The organism is Chitinophaga polysaccharea, from assembly GCF_902150045.1.
Taxonomy (GTDB): Bacteria; Bacteroidota; Bacteroidia; order Chitinophagales; family Chitinophagaceae; genus Chitinophaga; species Chitinophaga polysaccharea_A.
This window is the reverse complement of sequence record NZ_CABFVU010000002.1, coordinates 802,501-827,197: the sequence shown is the minus strand read 5'-3', so window position 1 is coordinate 827,197 and position 24,697 is coordinate 802,501. Positions and strand designations below refer to the sequence as shown.

The 24,697-nt window shown below is 47.8% G+C and carries 23 protein-coding genes; 5 read left to right on the top strand and 18 right to left on the bottom strand.

What is annotated here, in order from left to right:
• Positions 1-8 precede the first annotated feature (8 nt).
• From hisA to FN124_RS18025, 14 genes are all read right to left on the bottom strand, one after another.
• A complete protein-coding gene (gene hisA, locus FN124_RS18090; RefSeq protein ID WP_142686159.1) occupies positions 9-1,154 on the bottom strand; it encodes a 1-(5-phosphoribosyl)-5-[(5-phosphoribosylamino)methylideneamino]imidazole-4-carboxamide isomerase in 1,146 nt (381 codons plus the stop codon).
• Between the two features lies 1 nt (position 1,155).
• The gene (hisH, locus tag FN124_RS18085) at positions 1,156-1,749 is read right to left on the bottom strand and encodes an imidazole glycerol phosphate synthase subunit HisH (RefSeq protein WP_142686158.1); all 594 of its coding nucleotides are present in this window, start codon (positions 1,747-1,749) and stop codon (positions 1,156-1,158) included.
• Positions 1,750-1,753: 4 nt separating this feature from the next.
• Positions 1,754-2,527 (bottom strand): tryptophan synthase subunit alpha, encoded by a 774-nt coding sequence (trpA, locus tag FN124_RS18080; protein WP_142686157.1) that lies wholly within the window; start codon positions 2,525-2,527, stop codon positions 1,754-1,756.
• A gap of 8 nt (positions 2,528-2,535) precedes the next feature.
• Positions 2,536-3,744, bottom strand: coding sequence for a tryptophan synthase subunit beta (gene trpB / locus FN124_RS18075; RefSeq protein WP_142686156.1), 1,209 nt, complete (start codon positions 3,742-3,744; stop codon positions 2,536-2,538).
• 6 nt (positions 3,745-3,750) lie between these two features.
• A complete protein-coding gene (locus FN124_RS18070; protein WP_142686155.1) occupies positions 3,751-4,386 on the bottom strand; it encodes a phosphoribosylanthranilate isomerase in 636 nt (211 codons plus the stop codon).
• A 4-nt stretch (positions 4,387-4,390) separates the two neighbouring features.
• The gene (gene trpC / locus FN124_RS18065; RefSeq protein ID WP_142686154.1) at positions 4,391-5,194 is read right to left on the bottom strand and encodes an indole-3-glycerol phosphate synthase TrpC; all 804 of its coding nucleotides are present in this window, start codon (positions 5,192-5,194) and stop codon (positions 4,391-4,393) included.
• A 16-nt stretch (positions 5,195-5,210) separates the two neighbouring features.
• Positions 5,211-6,206 (bottom strand): anthranilate phosphoribosyltransferase, encoded by a 996-nt coding sequence (gene trpD / locus FN124_RS18060; protein ID WP_142686153.1) that lies wholly within the window; start codon positions 6,204-6,206, stop codon positions 5,211-5,213.
• A gap of 60 nt (positions 6,207-6,266) precedes the next feature.
• Entirely contained in the window at positions 6,267-6,836 is a 570-nt protein-coding gene (locus FN124_RS18055; RefSeq protein ID WP_142686152.1) for an anthranilate synthase component II, read from the bottom strand.
• Between the two features lies 1 nt (position 6,837).
• Positions 6,838-8,250: an anthranilate synthase component I family protein gene (locus FN124_RS18050; RefSeq protein ID WP_142686151.1), complete on the bottom strand. Its 1,413-nt coding sequence runs from the start codon at positions 8,248-8,250 to the stop codon at positions 6,838-6,840.
• 260 nt (positions 8,251-8,510) lie between these two features.
• Entirely contained in the window at positions 8,511-9,647 is a 1,137-nt protein-coding gene (hisB, locus tag FN124_RS18045) for a bifunctional histidinol-phosphatase/imidazoleglycerol-phosphate dehydratase HisB (RefSeq protein ID WP_142686150.1), read from the bottom strand.
• Positions 9,644-10,717 carry a histidinol-phosphate transaminase gene (gene hisC, locus FN124_RS18040; protein WP_142686149.1) on the bottom strand — a complete coding sequence of 358 codons (1,074 nt, stop codon included), beginning with the start codon at positions 10,715-10,717 and terminating at the stop codon, positions 9,644-9,646. Before hisC ends, hisB begins: the two co-directional genes overlap by 4 nt.
• A gap of 18 nt (positions 10,718-10,735) precedes the next feature.
• Positions 10,736-12,019, bottom strand: a complete 1,284-nt coding sequence (gene hisD / locus FN124_RS18035; RefSeq protein ID WP_142686148.1) for a histidinol dehydrogenase — start codon at positions 12,017-12,019, stop codon at positions 10,736-10,738.
• Positions 12,020-12,034: 15 nt separating this feature from the next.
• Positions 12,035-12,889: an ATP phosphoribosyltransferase gene (gene hisG, locus FN124_RS18030; protein WP_079470586.1), complete on the bottom strand. Its 855-nt coding sequence runs from the start codon at positions 12,887-12,889 to the stop codon at positions 12,035-12,037.
• Positions 12,890-13,151: 262 nt separating this feature from the next.
• Positions 13,152-13,832: a hypothetical protein gene (locus FN124_RS18025; protein ID WP_142686147.1), complete on the bottom strand. Its 681-nt coding sequence runs from the start codon at positions 13,830-13,832 to the stop codon at positions 13,152-13,154.
• A 357-nt stretch (positions 13,833-14,189) separates the two neighbouring features.
• Here FN124_RS18025 and FN124_RS18020 point away from each other — a divergent pair, with 357 nt between their 5' ends.
• Together FN124_RS18020 and FN124_RS18015 are read left to right on the top strand one after the other, a co-directional pair.
• Complete coding sequence (locus FN124_RS18020; protein ID WP_142686146.1) at positions 14,190-14,594, top strand: LexA family protein; 405 nt, start codon at positions 14,190-14,192, stop codon at positions 14,592-14,594.
• A 78-nt stretch (positions 14,595-14,672) separates the two neighbouring features.
• A complete protein-coding gene (locus tag FN124_RS18015; RefSeq protein WP_142686145.1) occupies positions 14,673-15,425 on the top strand; it encodes an SOS response-associated peptidase in 753 nt (250 codons plus the stop codon).
• Between the two features lie 105 nt (positions 15,426-15,530).
• Here the strand turns inward: FN124_RS18015 and FN124_RS18010 are convergent, their stop codons facing one another.
• Genes FN124_RS18010 through FN124_RS17995 form a run of 4 tightly spaced genes read right to left on the bottom strand, consistent with a single transcriptional unit; the run spans position 15,531 to position 22,983 of the window.
• Entirely contained in the window at positions 15,531-16,868 is a 1,338-nt protein-coding gene (locus tag FN124_RS18010) for an alkaline phosphatase family protein (protein ID WP_142686144.1), read from the bottom strand.
• Positions 16,869-16,885: 17 nt separating this feature from the next.
• Positions 16,886-18,646 (bottom strand): RagB/SusD family nutrient uptake outer membrane protein, encoded by a 1,761-nt coding sequence (locus FN124_RS18005; protein WP_260607490.1) that lies wholly within the window; start codon positions 18,644-18,646, stop codon positions 16,886-16,888.
• A gap of 18 nt (positions 18,647-18,664) precedes the next feature.
• On the bottom strand, positions 18,665-21,991 hold the full coding sequence (locus FN124_RS18000) for a SusC/RagA family TonB-linked outer membrane protein (protein ID WP_142686142.1): 3,327 nt from the start codon (positions 21,989-21,991) through the stop codon (positions 18,665-18,667).
• Between the two features lie 17 nt (positions 21,992-22,008).
• Complete coding sequence (locus FN124_RS17995) at positions 22,009-22,983, bottom strand: FecR family protein (protein WP_142686141.1); 975 nt, start codon at positions 22,981-22,983, stop codon at positions 22,009-22,011.
• 168 nt (positions 22,984-23,151) lie between these two features.
• Between FN124_RS17995 and FN124_RS17990 the strand changes: the two genes are divergently transcribed.
• The 3 genes from FN124_RS17990 to FN124_RS17980 all read left to right on the top strand — a co-directional run bounded on the left by FN124_RS17990 (position 23,152) and on the right by FN124_RS17980 (position 24,676).
• A complete protein-coding gene (locus FN124_RS17990) occupies positions 23,152-23,751 on the top strand; it encodes an RNA polymerase sigma-70 factor (RefSeq protein ID WP_142686140.1) in 600 nt (199 codons plus the stop codon).
• A 208-nt stretch (positions 23,752-23,959) separates the two neighbouring features.
• Positions 23,960-24,157, top strand: coding sequence for a hypothetical protein (locus FN124_RS17985; RefSeq protein WP_142686139.1), 198 nt, complete (start codon positions 23,960-23,962; stop codon positions 24,155-24,157).
• 42 nt (positions 24,158-24,199) lie between these two features.
• A complete protein-coding gene (locus FN124_RS17980) occupies positions 24,200-24,676 on the top strand; it encodes a PRC-barrel domain-containing protein (RefSeq protein WP_142686138.1) in 477 nt (158 codons plus the stop codon).
• Positions 24,677-24,697 lie beyond the last annotated feature (21 nt).

The following is a 24,697-nucleotide window of genomic DNA, read 5'->3' as shown; positions in this document are numbered from 1 at the left end:
CTAATAGTTTACAGGAATGTTTTTAATGCATCCATGGAGATATTACCTTCATAGATCGCTTTGCCAATGATAACACCGCTGCAGCCAATTTTCTGCAGGGCAGCCACATCTTCAATATTGCTCACGCCGCCACTGGCCACAAAGTTAATACCCGCGAAGCGTTCTGTTATTTTTTTATAGAGATCAACGGATGGCCCCTGCAACAGGCCATCTTTGGCGATATCTGTACAAAAGATATTGGTGACGCCCTGTGCAATATTGCTTTCAAGAAAATCAAATACAGATAATTCTGTTGTTTCCAGCCAGCCGCCTACTGCGATCTTCTCCTCTTTCACATCAGCGCCCAGGAATATTTTACCGGCGCCATATCTTTTCACCCAGCTGAAAAAAAGTTCTGGTTGCTTCACTGCCACACTGCCTATGGTAGCCAGCGCTGCACCGCTTTCAAATACTATTTCCAGGTCCTTATCCGTTTTAATGCCCCCTCCAAAATCGGTTACCAGCGAGGTTTTACCGGCAATGCTCTCCAGCACCTTCCAGTTCACCACCGCTCCTTTTTTGGCGCCATCCAGGTCAACCAAATGAAGGCGGCGCACGCCTATCGCTTCAAACTCTTTGGCCACTTCCAGCGGATGCTCGTTGTACACTTTCTGCTGGCTGTAATCGCCCTGGGTAAGCCTTACACATTTACCACCGATGATATCAATGGCAGGTATGATCTCAAATTTCTTAGTTGTCATATTTTGCTGATCCAAAGACAGTTCCATTCTAACAAAGGTGATCCCTCCTTTTACAAAGTAATCGCCTTTTCTTGTATAGCCCAGCCTGTCGTAAAAAGTTACCGCGGTGTCCCGTGCATTACACCAGAGCAGTTTTATTTTTTCTTTTTTGCAGATGTCTGCCAGGTGTGCGAGTATCGCCCTGCCAAAGCCCTTTCCCTGCGCAGCCGGTGCAGTAGCCAGTTTACGGAACTGCGCGCTTTCACCACCGGGAAAAAGAGAGACCACTGTTACCAGCTGCCCCTGGTCAAAAACGCCAAAGTGAAGCCCGTCCTCATCATGGTCTACCTTTACAGCATCCAGCGTTTCGTTGGGATACAGTACATCCCTGCGGAGCTGCAAAGTATCATCTGCGCTGATCTTCCGGATATTCATCTTAAAGGTTCAAAAAGTTTTCAATGATACGCGCGCCGGCCACTGCGGATTTCTCCGGGTGGAACTGTACCGCGTAAAAATTATCCTTCTGCAGGGCTGCGCTGTAGTTGATCACGTAATTGGTGATAGCTACTGTATCTGCACCAAGCGCTGCATAATAGCTGTGCACAAAATACATGTAGGCATTTTCCGGCACATGCTCAAACACTACGCTGTGCAAACCGGTAATATTATTCCAGCCGATCTGCGGTATTTTCAGGAGGTTTTCTACGGGCGACTGGAACCGTTTCACATCCACATCAAATATGCCGATACATTTGGTATCGTTTTCTTCCGAATGTTTGCACAACAATTGCATTCCCAGGCAAATACCCAGTACAGGCTGCTTCAGGCCGGCAATCACCTCATCCAGTTTTCTTTCCTTCAGGTACTGCATCGCCGTACTGGCTTCTCCTACACCAGGAAAAATCACCTTATCGGCAGCCATGATCTCTTCATGATCATCCGTAACAGTACCGTTTACGCCTAAACGCTCCAATGCAAATTGCACAGAGCGGATATTACCGGCGTTATATTTTATGATAACCGTTTTCATGTTATTACTGAATTATTCCCGAAATAAACGTTTTCACCGTTTCGTCAATATTAGTACTGTGCTCAATAGCTTTTATAAACGCAGTACCTATAATGGCGCCATTGGCATGTGCAGATGCCGCCTCAAAAGTAGCTTTATCTTTTATACCAAACCCAATTAAAACCGGGTTCTTCAGCTGCAGCTGTTTCAGTCGCTCGAAATAAGCCTGCTGGTCCTTCATGTCCTTGTCTTTCCCTGTAGTGGAAGACGAGGATACCGCGTAAATAAAGCCTTTGCTCAGGCTGTCTATTTTACGGATACGTGCTTCGCTGGTTTCGGGTGTTACCAGGAAGATCAGGTGCAGGTTATATTTTTCAAAAACAGGTCTGTATTCATTCTCATATTCAGCCATCGGCAGGTCCGGTACAATAATGCCATCCACACCTACTTCCGCGCATTTGGCACAAAACGCTTCCACACCATACGTTAGTACGGGATTGAAATATCCCATGAGGATCACCGGTACCCGGATACTGCTTCTGAAACCGGCAAGCTGCTCAAACAGCTTCTGTAGGCTCATCCCGTTCTGAAGCGCTTTGGTGCTGCTGTCCTGGATCACGGGGCCATCCGCCAGCGGATCGGAGAACGGCATTCCCAGCTCAATAAGATCCGCACCATGTTGTTGCAGGGCGGTCATCACCGGTAAAGTGTCGTTCAACTGCGGGAAACCAGCCGTGCAATATATATTTAAAACGCCGTGTTGCTTCTTGGCAAACAGTTGATCTATACGATTCTGCATAATCCATTTTATTTATTCATGTGACGGATATAGGTATCCAGGTCTTTATCGCCGCGGCCTGAAAGGCATACCACCACTACATCATCCGTGTTCAATGGCAGGTCTTTCAGTTTAGCCAGGGCATGGGCCGATTCCATAGCGGGAATAATTCCCTCCAGCAGGCTCAGTTCATAAGCCGCTGCCAGTGCTTCCTCATCGGTGGCCGAGAGGAACTGCGCACGGCCCGATTCATACAAATGCGCATGCATAGGTCCTATACCCGGGTAATCCAGTCCTGCGGAAATTGAATGTGGCTCCACGATCTGTCCATCTCCCGTTTGCATCAGCAGCGTTTTGCTGGCATGGATGATCCCAATGGTGCCCAGTTGGGTGGTAGCAGCTGAAAAACCGCTGTGCACCCCTTTTCCGCCGGCTTCTACCGCCACCAGCTTTACAGCCTCCCTGTCGAGATAATGGAAATAGGCGCCGGCTGCATTACTGCCACCGCCAATACAGGCTACTACATAATCAGGATCCTCGCTGCCGGTTTTCTCCAGCAGTTGCTTCTTTATTTCTTCACTGATCACGGATTGGAAACGCGCCACCATATCAGGATACGGATGCGGCCCTGCAGCGGTGCCCAGGATATAATGTGTATCCACAGGATTGTTGATCCAGTCGCGGATAGCCTCGTTGGTGGCATCTTTCAGCGTTTTGCTACCACTGGTGGCCGGCACTACGGTAGCTCCCAGCATTTTCATACGGGCTACATTGGGCGCCTGTCTTTCTATATCAATACTACCCATGTACACCACGCACTCCATGCCCATCAAGGCACATACCGTTGCAGTAGCCACGCCATGTTGCCCGGCCCCTGTTTCCGCAATGATGCGGCGTTTGCCCAGTCGTTGCGCCAGCAGGATCTGCCCGATGGTATTGTTCACCTTGTGGGCGCCTGTATGATTCAGGTCTTCTCTTTTAAGATAAATTTTTGCTTTATATTTTTCAGACAAACGTTTGGCGAAATACAAGGGGGAAGGCCTTCCTACATAATCCCGTAAAAGGGCTTCAAAGTCCTGCTGGAAAGAAGGATCACTGAGAATACCAAGGTATTGTGACTGCAATTCTTCTACATTGGGATACAGCATTTCAGGAATGTAGGCCCCGCCAAATCTGCCATAATAGCCATTCTTATCCACCTGATACCTGGAGTTGCCGGTATTGATCGCAATATCCATGACCGTTTATTTTATAATTGATGAATGAATTTGTTTTACGAATTGTTTTACCAGCGCCAGGTTCTTTACACCCGGACTATCTTCAAACCTGCTATTTACATCTGCGGCAAACAACGCAGGGATCTGCATTTCACGGATCTCTGTTCCCTGCTCCGGCGTAATGCCACCGCTTAAAAAGAAGGGCTGATCAAACGGGTAGGTTTGCAGCAGTTCCCAGTTGAATTTCTCGCCGGTGCCGCCATAACCTTTTACAGAAGCGGTATCGAACAGGAAATAATCCGTTGCCGGTATGAAAGGCGCCACTTCCGTTTGCCAGTTAACGTTATCACCTATACGAAAAGCTTTTACTACCGGGATAAACGCGCGTACAGCTGCGCAAAACTCCGGCGTTTCATCGCCATGCAGCTGCACCAGGTCAAGGCCATAATCATTAACAGTGCGCTGTATCTGTTCCAGGGGCGCATTTACAAAAACGCCCACTTTGGTGATGCCGGTGGTTTCCCTTACAGATCTTGCATCTATTTTATTACCGGCAAAACGCGGGGATCTTTCATAAAAAATAAATCCTGCATAATCCACCTCATTATCTAACAGTCCCTGCAGATCGTTTATCCTGGTAATACCGCAAACTTTAATACGCATATTATTATGATTTATGCTGCAGGTCGTTGAGTGTTTGAACAAAGTTTTCAAAAGCGCGGGCCGGATCTTCCTGCTTCATGAAATGCTCTCCTATAAGGAAGCCCTGGAATCCCGCGGCTTTCAAGGTTACAATCGCAGCGGGGTCATTGATGCCGCTTTCTGCCACTTTCACTTTATCTGCCGGGATCTTTGGCGCCAGCTCGCACGACCGGTTAAAGTCGACCTGGAAAGTGATGAGGTCACGGTTGTTCACCCCTACCAAATGTGTATGCGCGGTCACTTTTTCCAGCTGTGCTTCGCTGTGCACTTCCAGGAGCACTTCCAGCCCGAGGTTATGTGCAAAGGCGGCCAACTGCGCCACCTGTGCGGCATCCAGGCATTCTGCAATAAGGAGTATCACATCGGCGCCAATGGCTTTGGCTTCCAGGATCTGGTATTCATCTATCACAAAATCTTTCCTCAGGATGGGGATCTGGTTAAAGCTGCGCGCCTGTTGCAGGTCGTCGGAAGATCCTCCGAAATATTTTTCATCAGTGAGCACGGACAGGCCGGAGGCCCCATAACGGGTATAGGCAGTGGTTACCTGCTGCACCGTTACGTCTCCGTTGATCAGTCCTTTTGAAGGGGAACGGCGCTTGAATTCCGCGATGATACCTGTTTTCCCGGGCTGCTGCAGGAAATGGCGCAGCGATAATGTTTCCCGCTGGAATGCAGGCGACTGCTGCAGATCCTGCGCACTGCGCTGCAGCTTGCGGGCTGCTACCTCGATGTGTTTGTGAGCAACTATTTCTGCTAAAATATTCTTCATGATAAATTATCTGGTACTACGACTGCAAAGCAATCAGTTTTTTAAATGCATTATGTGCATTGCCCGACTCCAGGGATTCTACCGCGGCAGCGAAACAATCGTCATAAGAATTATATTTCCCGAGGCTGTACAGGCCCATTGCTGCGTTGGCAAAAACAACGGAATTCTGTGCCCAGGTCCCTTCTCCTTTCAGGATCTTCATAAAGATCTTCGCAGCTTCCTCGGTGGAATTACCACCGTAAATGTCTTCCTGGTGAACTTTACGTTTGCCCAGCTGCTCCGGTGTCCAGTCCTGTTCTCCTCTATTGGTGATCACCTTCGTATCCGCGGTGAGGGATATTTCATCGTACCCATCCAGGCTGTGAACAATTACAAACTGCTTATCCGTTTGCTGGAACAGGTAGTTGTATACCCTTGCCATTTCCAGGCTGTATACGCCTATCAGCTGGTGCTTTGCCAGCGCCGGGTTTACAAGGGGACCAAGCATATTAAAGAACGTGCGGATGCCCAGCTGCCGGCGGATACCTGCCACATGTTTCAGTGCCGGGTGGAACAGTGGTGCATGAAGAAAACAGATCCCTGAATCTTCCAGTTCTGTTCTCAGTTTGCTGTCGTCGTTCTTGAATTTATACCCTACCAGCTCCATCACGTTGGAAGCGCCGCTTACAGAAGATACGCCATAGTTGCCGTGTTTGGCTACTTTAGCGCCGGCGCCTGCCACCACAAAGCACGACAAGGTAGAAATATTAAAAGTATTTTTTGCATCTCCGCCGGTACCAACTATATCCAGTACATCGTAACCGTTGAGATTTACCGGGATACAAAGCTCCAGCAAGGCATCACGGAAGCCCAGCAGTTCGTTGATGGTTATGCTGCGCATCAGGTATACCGTCATGAAAGCGGCCAGTTCGCTTTCGTTGAACATGCCTTTGGAAATGCTGATGAGGATATCTTTGGCAGCTTCGCGGCTGAATGTTTTATGTTCGAAAAGGTAGTTAAGAATCTTTTTCATTTTTGAAAGATTTTTGCTGATTGGGTGTTCGATAATGTTAAAACGGGTGTCGTGCTGTTATTACAGGCTTAACCAGTTTCTTAAAATCTTTTCGCCCTGCGGGGTAAGCACACTTTCCGGGTGGAACTGTACGCCGCTTACATCATACTTGTTATGCTGTACAGCCATAATAAACCCATCCTCATCTTTAGCGGTGATAGTGAGCTCGGCAGGCATGGTAGATTCATCGATCACCCAGGAATGGTAGCGGCCGGCCTGGATCTGCCGTGGCAGATCATTAAACAGCCGTCCATCTTCCTTAATAATATTTACGTTGGTAGCCACGCCATGATATACTTCTTTCAGGTTGGTAAGAGAAGCGCCAAAAGCCTGTCCTATGGCCTGTTGCCCCAAGCACACCCCGAAGATGGATTTAGTGGGGGCATATTCTTTAATAAGCGGAAGCAGTAATCCTGCTTCTTCCGGGATACCGGGGCCTGGTGATAAAATGATCTTATCGTAACCGTTCACTTTTTCCAGTGGAATTTCATCATTGCGCACCACGGTTACTTTACCGTTGATGATCTTTTCCACGAGATGAACGAGGTTGTATGTAAATGAGTCATAGTTATCGAAAACGAGGATGTTCATACTAAATTTTTTGTGCCAGCAGAATGGCTTGTTTTAACGCATTGAGTTTGTTGTTCACTTCTTCCAGCTCTGAAGAAGCTACAGATTTGGCCACTACACCAGCGCCAGCCTGGTAGTACAGGGTATTCATTTTACTGAGTATGGAGCGGATCATGATGGCGTGGTTAAAGTTGCCGTTGAAACCGACAGCACCTATGCAGCCGCCGTAAAATCCACGCGCCGTGGGCTCATACTGGTCAATGATTTCCATAGCCCGGTATTTTGGAGCGCCTGAAAGCGTGCCTGCCGGGAAAGAGGAAGCCAGGAGGGTAAAGGGGTTCAGCTTTGGATCTACCTTGCCGGTCACTTCGCTAACCAGGTGAATAACGTGTGAGTAGAAATGTACCTGCCGGTACGAAGCCACTTCCACATTGGTGGCATTCCTGCTAAGGTCATTTCTCGCCAGGTCCACCAGCATTACATGCTCGGCGTTCTCTTTCGGGTCTTCCAGCAGTTTATTGGCCAGGAGCTTGTCCTGTTCATCATCGCCGGTGCGACGGAAAGTGCCTGCAATGGGGTGAATGGTGGCTTTACCATCAGTAATCACGATCTGTGCTTCCGGTGAGGAGCCCATTAATTTATAATCGCCGTAATCGAAGAAGAAGAGATAAGGAGAGGGGTTGATGGAGCGGAGAGCGCGGTATACATTGAATTCGTCGCCAGTGAAGGATTGCTGGAAAGCTCTGGAAAGCACTACCTGGAAAACGTCTCCGCGGAAGCAGTGTTGTTTGCCCTGTTCTACCATCTGCATATATTCCGCATCCGTCATATTGCTTTTCTCTTCCCCGGCAGTGGCAAACGGATAGCCTGGGGAATCCTTGTGCCGGATGAGCGATTCCAGGAGCTCAAACTCGCTGTCTATACCCTCTACCTGGTTTTCGCACAGATAAAGCTCATCTTTAAAATGATTAATGGCTATTACATATTGATAGTAACGGTAACGCATCAGCGGGATGGTGTTACCGGCCTGTTGTTTCTGCTTGTTGAATTCAATGGTTTCAAAGAACTGAACGGCATCAAAGGTGGTGTAGCCGAAAAGGCTTTGTGCCATTGGTACCGGGTGTTTCCCGGTGAAGGAATAGTTGCCGAGGAATTGTTCCATTTCATCCAGTACCTGTTGTTTATTCTTCAGCTCTTTCTTTTCTACAGGCAGGTTGGGATATTTGAATTCGAAGTGCGTGGTGGAAGTAACTTCGATCCCAGCAATCGGCTTCACGCAAATAAAGGAGTAACTGTTGTCGCTGGCCCTGTAGTCCGTGCTTTCAAGGAGGATAGAACCCGGGAACTTATCGCGCAGCCGCAGATATATTCCCACTGGCGTGAAAATGTCTGCCAGCATCTGTTTGGATCTCGTTTTTACTTGGATGGTACGCATGAGTTATTGGCTGAAGTGTTTGTTTTATTTTAAAATGGGAAGGGCGGAAAAAGCGAAAGGCCCGCTGTGTAACAGCGGGCCTTCCAAATATATTTCTATACGAAACATGGCACTGTAACACAGATCAGGATTTGATTCCGTGCCACCACCAATGTTTATTTGTAATGATATTTTGCATAGCGAGAACAAAAATGAAACATTTTTTCAGAAAATGCAAATTTTTTTTTGCGGGGGCGGCGCCTTCGGCGCCGCCCTCCCCGCTACAGCACCCCCTTAGTGGAAGGCAGCTGCATATTGGCAGGGTTCCGCTTTACCGCCATTTTTATGGACTTGGCAAAGGTTTTAAAGATGGCTTCTATCTTATGATGCTCATTTTCGCCTTCTGCCTTGATGTTCAGGTTCGCTTTCGCGCCATCTGAGAAGGATTTGAAGAAATGAAAGAACATCTCGGTAGGCATCTCCCCTATTTTTTCCCTTTTAAATTCCGCGTCCCATACCAGCCAGTTACGGCCGCCAAAGTCAATGCCCACCTGGGCCAGGCAATCATCCATCGGCAGGCAGAAGCCGTATCTTTCAATACCGCGTTTATCTCCCAGGCCTTTGGCAATGGCTTCTCCCAGTGCAATACCGGTATCTTCTATGGTGTGGTGCTCATCGATATGCAGATCGCCCTTGGCGTGAATTTTCAGGTCTATAGCGCCATGGCGGGCAATCTGGTCGAGCATATGATCAAAGAAACCCAAACCGGTTTGTATATCGGCTTTGCCGGTACCATCCAGGTTCAGTTCAATACTGATATCGGTTTCATTGGTTTTACGTACATGCGTTACCGTTCTTAATCCCAGCTTCAGGAATTCATAGATGCGGTTCCAGTCGGTGGTTTCCAATGCAATAACGGATTGCAGGGCGGCGGCACTATCGCTGATCTCTGCACTGCCAAGTCCCGAGCCTTCATTGATCCAGATGGCTTTTGCACCCAGGTTCTTTGCCAGCTCTACATCGGTGATGCGATCGCCTATCACAAAAGAATTGGCCAGGTCGTAATTACCATCCAGGTATTTGGTGAGCATGCCGGTGCGGGGCTTGCGGGTGGGCGCATTATCGGCGGGGAAAGAGCGGTCAATGAACACTTCATCAAACTTAATTCCTTCGTTCTCAAACGCCTTCATGATCATGTTTTGGGCCGGCCAGAAAGTATCTTCCGGGAAAGCCGCGGTGCCCAAACCATCCTGGTTGGTTACCATGGCCAGCTCATAATCCAGCTCAGCGGCGATCCTCGCCATATTCACAAATACTTTGGGATAAAATTCCACTTTGTCCAGGCTATCTATCTGGTAGGTGGGCGGCACTTCTTTGATCAGGGTGCCGTCACGGTCTATAAAGAGCACTCGTTTCATGCAGATGCAGTTGTGGCTGTTTTCAGGTTAAAAGATTTCAATACTTCCAGCAGACGCAGGTTTTCAGCGGGCGTGCCAATGGTGATGCGCAAGCATCCCATACACAGTTCTACCTTGGAGCGGTCGCGCACTACAATGCCCTGTTCAATAAGATAGTTGTAGATCCCTTTTGCATCCGTGGTTTTCACCAGTATAAAGCTGGCATCGCTGGGGTAAATGTGCAGCACTTCCGGCAGCTGGATCAGCGCAGCTGAGAGCAGGTCGCGCTCTATCACTATTTCCCGGATCCATTCATTCACCTGGCTTACATTTTCCAGCGCCTGGAGCGCCAGCTCATTGGTTGCCTGGCTGATGTTATAAGGAGGCTTCACCTTGTTCAAGGTATTCACAATTTCCTCGCTGGCAAAAGCCATCCCGATGCGGAGACCAGCCAGTCCCCATGCCTTTGATAATGTTTGCATCACCACAAGGTTGGGATATTCTGTGAGCTCCTGTATAAAGGTTTTCTGACGGGAGAAATTGATGTATGCTTCATCTATCACCACAATACCATCAAAATTATTCAGCAGCAGCTCTATATCTGCGCGATTGATGGAATTCCCTGTAGGATTATTGGGAGAACAGATGAAAATAAGCTTTGTGTTGTTATCTATGGCCTGTTGCAGTGCAGGGATATCCAGCTGGAAATCCTCCGTGAGCGTTACTTTACGGATCACCGCATCATTGATGTGCGCACTTACCTCATACATGCCATAGGTAGGCGGACAAAGGATCACGTTGTCTACGCCGGGATTCACAAAGGAGCGGTAAAGCACGTCTATTGCTTCATCGCTACCGTGACCAACAAAAATATTCTGCGGAGGCACTCCTTTGATATCAGCAATTTTGTATTTGAGCTGCCATTGCATCGGATCGGGATAGCGGTTGTAATTCACCGGTAACGGGGAGCCGAAGTTATTTTCATTAGCGTCCAGGAAAATGGAAGCTTCTCCTTTAAATTCATCTCTGGCAGTAGAATACGGTACCAGTCTTTTTATGTTTTCCCTTACCAGGGTATCGAGATTAAACATATTGCATTAATTATTCTGTTATAACTGAGCCGGTATATCCAGCGCTTTTAATCGTACGGTAACGGCGTTTTTATGCGCATCCAGTCCTTCGGCGGCGGCCATGGCTTCTATAGTAGCGCCAATGTGTTGCAGCCCTTCGGGAGATATCTGCTGAAAAGTAATCTTTTTTACAAAGCTATCCAGCGATACGCCGCTATAAGCCCTGGCATAGCCATTTGTAGGCAGCGTGTGATTGGTACCGGAAGCATAATCGCCGGCGCTTTCCGGTGTATAATTCCCCATGAAAACGGAGCCTGCGTCTGTTACTTTATCAGCGAGGTTCTCTGCTCCTTCGCAGGCCAGGATCAGGTGCTCCGGTGCATACGCATTGAGCATATCGATGGCCGTATCCATATCCTGTACCAGGATCATTTTACTGTTTTCCAGGGCTGCCGTAGCAATACCTTTGCGGGGCAGTTCGTTCAGCTGTTTATTTAGCGCATCGGTTACATTGGTAAGCACTTTTTCACTGGTGGTTACCAACACCACCTGGCTGTCGGGCCCATGCTCTGCCTGCGACAATAAATCGGCCGCCACAAAGGCCGGCACACAGCTATCGTCTGCCAATACGGCTACTTCAGAAGGGCCCGCCGGCATGTCGATAGCCACGCCGCTTTTATTCACCAGCTGTTTTGCACAGGTAACATACTGGTTACCCGGACCAAAGATCTTATATACCTGTGGCACGCTTTCCGTACCATAAGCCATAGCGCCAATGGCCTGTACGCCGCCAATAGTAAATACTTTTTCAATCCCGGTCAGCTGCGCTGTGTAAAGGATGGCCGGATGTAAAGAAGGGGTACAAAGCACTATCTCTTTACAACCCGCTATCATGGCGGGTATTCCCAGCATCAGGATGGTAGAGAACAGTGGGGCTGAGCCACCGGGTATGTATAAGCCTACCTTTTGAATGGCCACTGATTTACGCCAGCATTGCACGCCGGGCATGGTTTCTATTACCTGCGACTTTTCCTGTTGCGCGCGGTGAAAAGCGGTAATATTTTTTGCCGCCTGCTGTATAGCTGCTTTCAACGCGGGTTCCAGGGCAGCTTCCGCTGCAGCAAAAGCGCTGGCAGGCACCTGCAGATCATCCAGTGTAACTTTATCAAATTCCGCTGCAAATTTTCTGACAGCGGCATCACCACCGCTGCGTACTTCCTGCAGGATATCGCTCACTTTTTTTTCGAGCGTGGAAGTATCCATCACAGGCCTTTGCAGCAGTGTATTCCAGGAACTTTTATCGGGAAATCTGGTCGTTTGCATCGTTTACTCAGTTTATCAGATCACCATTTTTTCAATAGGCACTACCAGGATACCTTGCGCACCGGCCTCTTTCAGGCTTTCGATGATATCCCAGAAATCGTTTTCATTCAGCACGGAATGCACAGAGCTCCATCCCGCTTCCGCCAAAGGCAGTACTGTAGGGCTTTTCATGCCCGGCAGCAAGCCAATGATCTCATTCAGTTTATCGTTAGGCGCGTTGAGCAGGATGTATTTATTATTCTTTGCTTTCCTTACCGCCTGGATACGGAATAACAATTTATCGAGTAGCAGCTGTTGTTCCGGCTTGAGGCTGTGGCAGGCAGCCAGCACGGCTTCCGATTTCAGTACCGTTTCCACTTCCTTCAAACCGTTCATAAACAGGGTGGAACCGCTGCTTACCAGGTCGCAGATAGCATCCGCCAAACCTATGCCAGGCGCTATTTCCACGGAACCGCTGATTTCGTGGATCTCCGCGGTGATGCCATTCTGCTGCAGGAAATCTTCCACTATCACGGGGTAGCTGGTAGCAATCCTTTTGTTCTGCAGGTCTTTTACAGAAGTATAATCCACTGATTTCTCCACCGCCATGGATAAACGGCATTTGCCAAAGCCCAGCTTCTGAACAATATTTACCTGCTTTTGTTTTTCGAGCACTACGTTTTCACCCACTATTCCTATATCTGCAACGCCATCTTCTATATATTGCGGAATATCATCATCCCGCAGGAAAAACACTTCCAGCGGGAAGTTAGTAGCTTCTGTTTTCAGCTTATTAACACCATTATTGATGTCGATGCCGCATTCCTTCAGCAGTTTAATGGAATCGTCGTGCAGGCGGCCTGATTTCTGGATTGCAATTTTCAGTTTCATCCCTGATAAAATAAAAAAGGGGCCTACCTTTCCGGTAAGCCCCTGTTGATGATGTAATATGGTGATATACACAAATCATCCCCTGCCTACCCTTGTGGTAAGATATGATGGTGGTGATGTGTATGTTTGTTTGTAATCATAATTTCAGGTGCAAAAATAGCAAGTAAAACGATATAACAAAGGTTTTTTTTGGAATTGACCGGGAATTTAAATATAAGCGCTTATATATAATCCCTTTTACAATAAGATGGTTGAATGCCGGTCATTTCGCCAGCCTGCTTTGCAGTTCGGGCACTACATTTTCAAATGTGCGCAGGAGCCGGTCCCAGTTGCGGAATGATTCATCGGAACTGGCCGATACTCCCGGAGGAGCTATTTCACTCACCAGTTTTGCCTTGTAGGTAAGGGGATCTGTATTACCTGTTTTAATAATAAGACGGGTACGGATAGTAGCCGCTTTAAATGATTTTACCACCCAGGCGGTGCACATATAACCGGTGGCTTTGTCGGTAACGGCAATCACATCAAAATAACCGGTAATGATGCGGTTGATCAGTTTCCAGGATTCTTCTTCGTTGTGGTTGGTCCGTACATCTATATCCTGGTTGGCCAGGTTGGTGACCATGGAATTCTCGTACGCATCATCTTTTTCCAGTTTGATATAATCCGTTGACGGCAGCGTGTGTTTTCCATCATTGATGTAATTCCTTTCCTGGGTGATGAAGCCTACTTTTTCCACACGGATATTTACCTGTGCATATGCCCCTACTTTAATTTCCGTAGAGGTATTATTGACCAGTTTCCCATCCACATAGATCCGTGCATCATTCTCTGTATTGATGACGATCTTTTTAGATTTAACTTTTGCGGCCACTTCCCGGGGAATAAAAAATACGAATGCTGCCAGACAGTAGAACAGAAGTGCTTTGATTTGAATGCTCATAAGAAATAAGGATTGTGAGAGGTTTACAAATGAGGTTTACAATGCTATCGCTGTATGATTAAGCGGTGCCCTAAGTTATTCAAGGGATGGGAAGGAAGTGTAGAAAAAAAATGCGGATATCTTGAATAACAAGTGATTAACAAACGCGGATTTTGTCTGAGTCAGACAAAATCCGCTTACTGCGCCCGTTTTAGCACTCAAAATCCATAGCTCACTGATCTCCTGCCGTTTATCCTTTTTCACTCCTGCCGCGGATCTCCACCTTTTGCAAACAATGTGTTAATGGATTTTAAAAACTAATAATTTTAGCTTTATTTTGCTAATAATATTAGTATTTAATTATTAAACGATAGCTATATGAAAGTATTGAACATAACCCTGCCATTCTTTAATACAAGCATTCCCGCAGGATTCCCCGCCCCTGCCCTCGATTCCGGAGAAGAACAAATTGACCTCTCCCGGATACTACAGCCAAACCCCGCCTCCTCCTTTATTATCAGGGTTAAAGGCGATAGCATGACAGACGCCAGTATCCCCGATGGCTGTATGGCCATTGTAGACCGCTCCATCCGGCCATCAACAGGAGATATTGTGGTTGCAGCGCTCAATGGAGAATATACTGTAAAACGGTTGGTAAAAGCCGGCCGCAGCTGGGTATTACACCCTGAGAACACATTCTATAAGCCGATAGTGATAACAGAAGACACCGACTTCCAGGTATGGGGCGTGGTAACCGCTGTGATCGTGGATATGCGTAAATAACCGGGAAGCACTGCAGCTGTATAACAGCAGTTGCTATTGAGATGAAAATAAAAGTATCTTTATCAGATTTAGATCCATATGTGTTACGATATCGCTTTTACATCCAGTATAGAGAGCATTTACAAATACCTGCCGCGGCTGAAGCGCAACGGCAACCTGGACATCCACTTCGACCCTACCTGGCATAAGATCGGCATGAGTTACCCGCAATGGCCGGTAATCACTAACAACAACGGCTTCAGGCTGGAGAAATATACATGGGGACCGGTACCTAAAATGTTGGATACCCCGGAAAAAGTAAAACGCCAGCGGCAACTTTTCCTGAATGCCCGCAGTGAAAAAGTACTGGAGAACGGTACTATGTGGAATGCCATACGGCACCAACGCTGCCTGGTACCCGCTACCGGCTTCTTTGAATACCGGCAGATACCAGGTTGGAAAAATAAAGTAGCCTATTATATTAAACCAAAAGAACAGGAACTCTTTTTTATTGCAGGGCTATGGGCCATGTCCAACTCCTGGGATGTGGATAAGCCCGCACGCATCCCCACATTCACCTTACTGACACGCGCCGCCAATCCATTGATGGCGCAAATCCATAACGGAGGCGATAACGCCGGAAGAATGCCCATGATGCTTACTACGGATCTGGCTGAACAATGGCTGCAACCGGAGCTAACAGATACGGATATACGTGATATTATACGGTATGAACTGCCACATACACAGCTGGAATACTGGCCAGTGAATTCCGTAAGGAAAGTGCAGCCCGATGATGCTGCCATCATAGCCCCGGCGGCTTATGAAAATTTACCTGCCCTTCAGGTGTAAATAACCGAGGCAGATAAGGAACCAGCCCGTTACCTGTCTATAATTCACATAAAAGCGGGCGCCTTGAGAGAGACGCCCGCTTACTATTGTTACGTTACCAGTTGCTTATTTCGCTATTACCCCTGCAGGTACTTTACCATCTGTATTATCCAGCTGCAATCCCAGCAGCTGCGCTACCAGTGGCGCCACATCCGTTACATTCATTTCTTTTACATGACCGCCTGGCGCTATCCCTGCCCCGGAAGCCACGAATCCGGTTTGTATCTCCTTAAAATCCGGGAAATAACCATGCGTTCCTCCTTTGGCAGCCCTTACCAGTTCACCGGTGGCGCCACCGCCAATGGTTACACCATCCACCGCGGAAATTGCCATGGCTGCATGGGGATCTGCACCTACCTCATTCAGCTGCTTACGGCTGATGATACGGAACATCTGCTGCTCCGCAGCCGGCAATGCCTTTAGCAACGCTATCACTTTCTGCTGTGTGGCCATATCCTTCGGATCTTTCAGGTGCAGGAAAGCCGAACCGCCGGAAGAAAGGAACTGTGCTTTCCAATCACCTGTCTTTACATTATTCAGCAAACCATTCTGCGCCAGTAACACATTGGGAGAAAGGCTCCGGGCGATATTTACAAAACCATGATCCCCGGTAACAATAATAGTTGTGCTTTCGTATATACCAGCCCGTTTCAATGCTTCTATGATAGTGCCCAGCGCCCTGTCGGCGCCCGCTACCGCCCTTCTTACCAACAGCCCGTCGCGTCCCTGCTCATGCTCATAATGATCCGTACAGGCCAGGTGCAACGTGGTAAAGGCCGGCTTATAAGTAGTGATCAGGTAAGCGCTCATGCGCGCTACATTTTCATCCAGGATCATTTCTTCATCTTCCATGGTGAAATCCTTTGCGCCCAGCTTACCGGTAGCATGTTCCTGTACTTCCTGCCACAGGGACACAGGGTTGGTAACCGTAGCCATCAGCTCCCGCCTGTCTTTTTTACCGATAGGCCATACATCAGGTATATTATAATCGATAGGCGCCCCTACGGATACGGGCCATATCACGTTGGCTGATTTCTTACCGGCCTTGCGCACCGCATCAAACAAAGTGGGAACTTTGACACTGTCGTAATAAAAATACCAGATGCCGGTAGCGCCGTTGGGCTCAAATGGCGTGTTATAATAAACACCATGTTTAGCTGGTGTTACCCCTGTGATCAGCGAGGTGTGATTGGGATAAGTAACTGTAGGAAATACACTGTTCACCCCATCTGCATAAACGCCGCTGTCTTTCATGGCCCGCAGGTTTACCATGCCCCAGGAAGCATCTGTATAAAAATCCGGGCGAAAACCATCAATGGTGATCAGCACCACATGCGCGGCCTTCTGTGCATAGGAAGCGCAGCCTATTATCAGCAATAATGCTATACCGGTAATCTTGTTCATACTATTTATATTTTACTTTATTTCCAATCGGGGTTCTGCACCAGTTTAGGGTTCAATACCAGCTCATTATACGGTATCGGGTATACGTACTTGTAATCTTCCCACTGACGCTCAATATTGCTCAACCAGATCAGGTTACCACTGGTACCGGCAGATAATTTGGTCTGATCATCATCAATCAGGAAGTAATACACTCCCGGTACTTTTGTAGCAGGCGTTTTCTTTACAAAGGATACATCGGGTTTTCCATCTTCATTCAAATCCATCAGGGCGTCCATCGCCGGCACATACAAACCAATATAAGGCTTCAGAAGTAAAGGTCCAAGTCCCCAGCGTACCAGGTCATAAAAACGGAACCCTTCCAGGATCAGCTCTATCCCTCTTTCGCGGCGTACTTCCAGTAACGCGGCATCTGTTACGCTTGCGTTAACATTCGGGCGCGCTGTTTTATCCCTGAAATAATCAACGAGGTAAGGGTCCGCTGTTAATGGCATATCAGTATTTTTCAAACCTGCACGTGCTCTCAACAGTTTTATGGTGCTATTCCAATCGTCTGCGCTCAGCACACCCAGTTCTGCCTTTGCTTCTGCTTTATTCAGCAATACTTCCGCATAACGGATAATGGGCACAGAGTTGTTGTTCTCTGCTACTCCATCTGTGGCCTTTGAGTCCATGGTGAATTTCAGCGGCTGGTAACCAGTGTAGGTATAAGTAAAATCAGGCGGCGCAATTTGCCCCTCGCGGCTGTATTTCCCCATGCGGATGGTTTGCTGCAAACGCAGGTCCCTGTTCTTTACTTCTTCATTGAAAGGCAGGTTATCATAACCGGGCGTATCGGTAAAGCGGCTGCCATCAATATTCAGATAGGTATCGGTAAATGTTTTCACCAGGCTGATCCTGTTGCCATAGGTGGCACTGGTAAAATACCAGTTGGCATCATTGAACACGCGTAAGCTCTTATTGCATACATAAGCCAGGATCACTTCATTTGTATTGGGTGTTTCGTTGATGAACAGGTTGCGGTAATTCATGGTGGGGTCGCCACCAGTGTTCAGGGTATACAGCCCGCTCCTGATCACTTCATCTGCAGCGCTCACAGCAGCATTCAGCCAGGTATCTGCACCGGGCACACGGGTACCGGGGCGGTGCTTGCGGTAAGTACCTTCAAATAAACATACGCGGGATTTATACGCCAACGCTACCCAACGGGTGATCTGTGAACAGCTGTTGTCTTTCTTGTTACGTATATTGGCACAGGCAAAATCAAGATCCGCCAGGACGCTGTCCATTACAGCAGCGCGGGGATCGCGGCCTTTATACAGGTCCGGATCATCAATGGTCATGGTTTTTCCGTACCAGGGCACATCGCCAAAACGCTTTACTTTTTCAAAGTAAAACATAGCACGGAAAAAACGGGCAATACCTGCATAATGGTTCTTGGCTTCGTCGGCAATCTTCGCCTGGCTGTAATGCTCCAGGAAATAATTGATGTTGCGCAGGTCGCCCCAGCTCCAGCCGGTAGATTGTGTAGCGGAATACGCATCACGCTGGATAAAGGTATTTACATCTTTTCCGGCCATATAATCGCTCATCACATCTCCCCTGATAATGGCATTGCCATCAGGTAATATTTTATAGAAAGAAGTGGCATACAGCTGCAGATCCTGTTCTGTATTAAACGCATTGCCGGGATCCAGCTTATCAAACGGCTTCAGGTTAAGGTCTGTCTTACAAGACACTATCGCCAGGATCAATAAAAGATAAATACTATTTTTCATCTTCATAAAAATTAGTCGTTAAAAGGTTACGCTTACGCCAACGGTGTATGTTTTCAGCATCGGGTATGCCATTCCGTTACCTGCACCAATGCCCGCGGCATTGTTATTCAGCTCGGGATCGGAGCCCTCAATCACTTCAGGATCCAGCGTTTTCATGATACGGTACAAAGGCGACCATGTCCACAGGTTCTGACCTGTAAAGAACACTCTCGCATTTTTCATCTTGATCTTTGAAATCCATTCCTGTGGCAGGTTATAGCCAACAGTGAGGTTCTTTAAACGGATATAGGCCACGTTCTGCACGTACTTTGATTGCTGTACGGTAAGCTCTGCATTGGAATTGAGCGCCGTGTATCCCCGGAAACGGGGGAAGTAAGCATCGGGATTGGTTTCCGACCAGCGGTTATCCATGATCTCCTGCGGCATCCAGCTATAGGGACGGTTGTATTGCCCCCAGAAAAGAGAAGCATCTGTACCCGGCCACCAGTCGCGCTTACCAATACCCTGGAAGAAAAAGCTCAGGAAGAAATTATTCCAGTTGGCGCTACCGGTAATTCCAAAGGCATAACGTGGCTCTGTATTACCAATCACCTGCTGATCGCCCGGTTTATCCACGGTACCATCGCCCTGGTCTATTTTTTTGTTGCCGTCCAGGTCTTTGAAACGGATATCACCCGGTAACAGTTTGTTGGCATTGGATACGCGGATAAAAGACTGGTCTACACCGTACTTATCAATTTCATCCTGGCTCTGGAAATAACCATCATTTACAAAGCCCCACATATCTCCCACACGCATGCCTTCGTAATAAGTATTGATCAGCTTATTGGGGTTATTGAAACGGGTAATGTACGACTGGTAATCAGACAGCACCACACCAAGTGAATAAGCGAAAGGTTTGCTGCTGGCCTTAAACTGGTCGGACCAGTTCACCGATAATTCCCAGCCCTTTGTTTTCAGATCGGCATAGTTGCCTTTTGGCACACTGGCTCCAAACACAGCAGGAACTGGCAGTCCCACGGTAAACATGTTAGTGGTGTTGCGGGTATATTTATCAAAGGAAACTTTTAACCGGCTGTTCAGCAGGGCTATATCTATACCGCCATTCAGCGTAGTGGATTTTTCCCAGGTAAGGCCATTGGGAATTACGTTGGGCTGTTGTGTATAATCAGGGATCACACCATTGATGGCCATCTGCAATTTGCTTACGGTCATGGTTTGCAGGAACTGGTAAGGATTTACGTTGCCGTTGCCCAGCGCGCCATAGGACGCTCTCAGCTTCAGATCGCTCACTGCTTTGGGCGATACGTTCCAGAACTTTTCCTTCGATACGCGCCACCCGGCAGAAGCAGAAGGAAAAAAGCCAAACTGCTGCGACTCGGGAAATTTGGAAGACCCATCGTAACGGCCATTCACTTCCAGCAGGTAGCGTTCATCATAGTTATAGTTCAGGCGGAAGAAACCACCCAGCGTACGCCACTCATAACCACCGCCTGTAAGCACATAGTTAAGACCATTCATCAGCGAAAAATCGGGCATACCCGGATTGATCAATCCATCATGCTGGTAGTACCTTGATTTGAACAAGGTGTTTTCATAATTGTACCCTACCAGTAATTTGAAGGTGTTTTTTGCAACGCGCTGTTCATAATCCGCATACAGGTTCATACCGGTGTAGGTGGTCCGGTCGTTTTCTTCATTCATTTTGCTTTCTCCGCGGGTGAGCGTTTGGCCCGGCGCTTTGCTGTATGGCACCGGGGTATACAAACGGGTTTCCACGCTGGAAGTATAGGCGTAAGTGAAGTCGCCGTTTACATGCAGTTTATCATGCAGGAAAGAAGTGGTAAAACGGGAAGTGTTTCTCAGCATCAGCTGTGTCTGGTCAGAGTAATTATTTCCCGTTAAAAAGCTGCCGAATACGATAGCGGCGTTCTCCGTAAGCGAGCCATCAGGGTTCTTCAGCATCGCAATAGGGAATGCCTCATCCGAGATCCTTCTCCATACCGGCGTATTGCTGGGATGGTTGAGGATAGGAAAAAAATAAGTGCGCTGGGAAAAGTCGAAGTTGTTTTCCAGCTTCAGCCAGTCGAACGGCCTTACCGCTCCTTTTGCCCTTACATTATACATCTTGAATTTATCGGGATTGTAACGGAAAATCCCGTGCTGCGACATATACCTGCCGGAGAGATAATATTCCGATTTGGCATTGCCGCCGGAGGCGGACAGGGTTTGTTCTGTACCTGGGTTCTGGTCTGCATACAGCTCTTTGAACCAATCGGTATTACCATAATAAACGTAGTTGCCTGTAGCCGGGTCGATGTCTGTTTTTGGCAGGGAAGGATCGTCGTTCCTGCGTTTCAGCTCATCGAGGTAGTCCAGTGAAAAAGGGAATACGCTGTTGGCTTTAGCGGGGTGCGACTTATAATCGTTCCATGCGTAATAGGCCTCATCAAAATTTTTGGCCCATTCGTAACCGTTGGTAACAAAGTTGGGTTTCACGGTACGGTCGTTCAGTGAATAGTTGCTGGAATAAGTAAGCTGTGTATTATTCTTCGCGGGATTTTTTGTGGTGATGAGCACTACGCCAAAGCTGCCGCGGGCGCCGTAAATGGCGGCTGAAGCCGCATCTTTCAATACGGTCACGCTTTCAATATCGTTGGGGTTTAATAAGTTCGGATCTCCGGGTACACCGTCGATGAGCACTAATGCGCTACCGCCGGCACCGATGGAGGTGGTACCTCTCACGTTGTAGGTGGCTCCGCGGATGGGCTTACCATCCGTGATACGTATATTCAGATTGGGCAGTACCCCTTGCAAGCCTTTGGTAGCGCTGGTCATGGGCCTGTTCTCAAATACTTCCTTTCCTACCTGGTCTACCGCGCCGGTGAGATTGATCTTCTTTTGGGTGCCATAACCCACCACTACTATTTCACTGAGTGCAGCAGAAGATTCTTTCAAAACCACGTAAAGCGATTGTTCCTTTTGCGGGTCCAGGCTGTTTTTGGTGATCACCTGCGTTACGTAACCCACATAAGCGATGGTAAACACAAATGGTCCCTGTATATGGGAATCGTCAAAAGTGAATACCCCTTTTTCGTTGGTAACAGCAAAGCTTTTCAGGCTATCGGGGCCGCTTTTCAGCTGTACAGATGCGCCTGGTATAGCCTGTCCTTTTTCATCTTCAATTAAACCTTTGATCCATGTTTTCTTTTGCGCCTGTGCCGGCAGCAGGTTGATAAAAACCATCAGGAACAGCAGGCTGATAAATTTACAGCCCTGCAGAAGCCTGTTGGAGTGGTTCAGGGGCAAAGCTCCGCCCTTCACTAGCAGGTAGCGATGTGTCATAATACGCAAATATTTAGTTAGTGATTTTTTTCTATACGGTAACCTGTATTTGTTGATGTAATTTTCAAATCGTGCAGCATCGCAATGCGGTGCAGCACCTGTGCAAGTGAATCTGTATCCCGGATTACACCGGAGAAGGCGATATCGTTAAAGGTGTTTGCTTTCAGTTGTATGTTCACATGATATCCCCTGGAAATAGTATCAAATACGCCGGATAAAGGCACCTGGTCAAATGTAGCGGCAAAGCCGCGTAAAGCGCCATAGGCAATGGCGGGCGCAATCACTATTTTCTCCGGTGTGGATTGTAAACGGGCCATCCCGGTAGCCATATTGCAAACAAGCGCCTGGCCTGGTGTGAGGTACCGTACCTGCTCATTGGTTTTCACCATTACCTTACCGGTATGCAGTATTACTTTCACTTCTGTTTGTTTGCTTGTAATGGTAAAGCTGGTACCTAATGCGGTGGTGGATACCCCTTCGCTCCATACCGTAAATGGCATGGGTGCATTGGGCGCAACATTGAAATAGCCCTTACCCTTCAGCTGCACTATCCTGTTCTTTGCGCCAAACGGATTGGCAAAACGGATTTCTGCATCTCTGTATAATATTACCTCTGAGCCATCCGGTAAATGAAGCGTCCGCCGGGAGCCGGTAGTATTGGCGATCATGGTACTGTCGGGCTGCGCCAATTGCTGCTTCACTGCTACTTTTCGCACCGGCAGTGATGTGGTGCGGAATATCCACAATATGCCCGCGCCTATAACCACTGCCGCGGCTGTTGCCGCGGCCCGGCGCAGGTACACTACGCGGTTTTTGCGTTTTATACGGGAAGTTATTACGGTATACATCCCACTTCTTTCCTCAGCAGTAAAAGCGTTTGCTCCCGGTGCTTGCTGTTGCTCATACCAATGATCGTACTCTGCCTGCTCCGCTTCCGTAGCAGTTCCATTCAGGTATCGGTCCAGTAAATATTGCAGGCGCGATGGCGTCATCAGTATGGGTGTTTGCTATACTTATCACATAAACCGGGATTTACCCCCACTCCGTTTTCTCAAAAAAGATGGAATTCATATTTAGTTAACATTGGAGCAGTTGTTTACTATAAGTTAACATAGAAACTTTTGTCCAGTAGATATCTTTGCCACCAAAACTGAACGCTTATCTGCTCTACTGGTCAACATACATGCGATACGCTATGGCAGCAAGCCAGGAGCGGCGATACCAAAGCCTTTGAGAGGTTATACCAGGCAACGGTTATTGCGCTCAGCAACCAGGCATTCCGTATCCTGAAAGACCGTGAACAGGTGAAGGATATTATACAGGATGTTTTTACCAGTTTATATCTCAGGAGAGATGAACTGCCCGGAGATGTTAACATCAGCGGGTATCTCAACAATGCCGTTAAATACAAAGTATCCAACCAGCTTCGCAATAAATTACTGAAAGAAAACCATCACCAGGTGCTGATCAGGCAGGCACACCAGCAGGAGGTGGCACAGCCTGTTCAACTGGAACAGCATGAGCTGAAAACCCGCATTGCCTGCAGTATTAATACATTGCCGCAAAAATGCCGCGAGGTGTTTATGCTCAGCTACTACGATAACCTGGGCTACAAAGCGATTGCACAGGAAATGGGCATCTCTGTAAAAACAGTGGAAAAGCATATGAGCAAAGCCCTGCAGGTATTGCGCAGGGAGCTGAAAGAAGAACATTATCTCGGCATGCTGCTGGTAGCTATGAGTGTTTGCAGCGGCTTATAATTTCCGCAATACGTGGGAAAAAAGACCCTACTGTAATGGGGCTGATTCTCCTCCCAGATCTGCGGACCGATCCCCTAAAACTATCTCCACATAAGCCAATCCACCCTTTTCAACATTCCCGGCATGTATTGGTATAATGATTGCCTGAAAAAAAATGAACCGTTTTGGATGAACCCATCCTCAATATTATCCAACTAAATGCACTACTATGGCACACCTGGAAGTTCAACCCAAAAAGAGGAACCTGGCCTGGCTATGGCTCATCCTGGGACTCGTTGTTATCCTGGCTATCATGTTCCTGCTGATGCGCAGTGGCAACAATACCCGCCATGACACGATTATTGCTACCGACAGTATGTCAAACACCGTTGCACCCGCAACAGACACCGCGGCTAAGCAACCATAACCTGGCATTTCACCCGATTCTTCATCTCAAAAAAATATTACCATGTCTATTACTGAAGCTAATCGTCTTGAAGAATTAAGCGGCAGCCGGTTCGAGGTCGCCGATGGTCAGCCTGATGTCAGGCATTGGGAAGTGGAAGACCTGCACGGCAATAAACTGGGAAAGGTAGATGACCTGTTATTTAACCCCGCTTCCCGCAGGGTGCGCTACCTGGTAGTAAACCTTAAAGGTAACCGGCTGGGGCTTTCAGAGCGCAAGGTATTATTGCCTATTGGTGTAGCCATCCTGCACGGAAAAGATGATACCGTTTTGCTACCTGAAGTTTCCCATATGCAGATCAATATACTCCCGTTTTATGAAAAAGGAGTGACTGTTACACCCGATATTGAACAGGATATACGCAACGTATTTGTAACGCCGGGAGCATATAATGATAGCAATAGCGACTTTTACAACCACGAACAGTTCAACCAGGAAAAATTCTACGGGTTGCGCTACCCGGGAGATAACCGCGTATAGTACTTGCCTTATATAGTCCGT

Coding starts and splice junctions, on each gene's coding strand:
- trpD (WP_142686153.1), bottom strand. CDS start 6,206: ATGAAAAAGATTCTTAACTACCTTTTCGAACATAAAACATTCAGCCGC.
- FN124_RS18070 (WP_142686155.1), bottom strand. CDS start 4,386: ATGCGTATTAAAGTTTGCGGTATTACCAGGATAAACGATCTGCAGGGA.
- FN124_RS18015 (WP_142686145.1), top strand. CDS start 14,673: ATGTGTTACGATATCGCTTTTACATCCAGTATAGAGAGCATTTACAAA.
- FN124_RS18025 (WP_142686147.1), bottom strand. CDS start 13,832: ATGAGCATTCAAATCAAAGCACTTCTGTTCTACTGTCTGGCAGCATTC.
- hisC (WP_142686149.1), bottom strand. CDS start 10,717: ATGTTTAATCTCGATACCCTGGTAAGGGAAAACATAAAAAGACTGGTA.
- FN124_RS17995 (WP_142686141.1), bottom strand. CDS start 22,983: ATGACGCCATCGCGCCTGCAATATTTACTGGACCGATACCTGAATGGA.
- FN124_RS17980 (WP_142686138.1), top strand. CDS start 24,200: ATGTCTATTACTGAAGCTAATCGTCTTGAAGAATTAAGCGGCAGCCGG.
- trpC (WP_142686154.1), bottom strand. CDS start 5,194: ATGAAGAATATTTTAGCAGAAATAGTTGCTCACAAACACATCGAGGTA.
- FN124_RS18050 (WP_142686151.1), bottom strand. CDS start 8,250: ATGCGTACCATCCAAGTAAAAACGAGATCCAAACAGATGCTGGCAGAC.
- hisB (WP_142686150.1), bottom strand. CDS start 9,647: ATGAAACGAGTGCTCTTTATAGACCGTGACGGCACCCTGATCAAAGAA.
- FN124_RS17985 (WP_142686139.1), top strand. CDS start 23,960: ATGGCACACCTGGAAGTTCAACCCAAAAAGAGGAACCTGGCCTGGCTA.
- FN124_RS18005 (WP_260607490.1), bottom strand. CDS start 18,646: ATGAAAAATAGTATTTATCTTTTATTGATCCTGGCGATAGTGTCTTGT.
- hisA (WP_142686159.1), bottom strand. CDS start 1,154: ATGAATATCCGGAAGATCAGCGCAGATGATACTTTGCAGCTCCGCAGG.
- trpB (WP_142686156.1), bottom strand. CDS start 3,744: ATGGATATTGCGATCAATACCGGCAACTCCAGGTATCAGGTGGATAAG.
- hisD (WP_142686148.1), bottom strand. CDS start 12,019: ATGCAAACGACCAGATTTCCCGATAAAAGTTCCTGGAATACACTGCTG.
- FN124_RS18020 (WP_142686146.1), top strand. CDS start 14,190: ATGAAAGTATTGAACATAACCCTGCCATTCTTTAATACAAGCATTCCC.
- hisH (WP_142686158.1), bottom strand. CDS start 1,749: ATGAAAACGGTTATCATAAAATATAACGCCGGTAATATCCGCTCTGTG.
- FN124_RS18055 (WP_142686152.1), bottom strand. CDS start 6,836: ATGAACATCCTCGTTTTCGATAACTATGACTCATTTACATACAACCTC.
- trpA (WP_142686157.1), bottom strand. CDS start 2,527: ATGCAGAATCGTATAGATCAACTGTTTGCCAAGAAGCAACACGGCGTT.
- hisG (WP_079470586.1), bottom strand. CDS start 12,889: ATGAAACTGAAAATTGCAATCCAGAAATCAGGCCGCCTGCACGACGAT.
- FN124_RS18010 (WP_142686144.1), bottom strand. CDS start 16,868: ATGAACAAGATTACCGGTATAGCATTATTGCTGATAATAGGCTGCGCT.
- FN124_RS18000 (WP_142686142.1), bottom strand. CDS start 21,991: ATGACACATCGCTACCTGCTAGTGAAGGGCGGAGCTTTGCCCCTGAAC.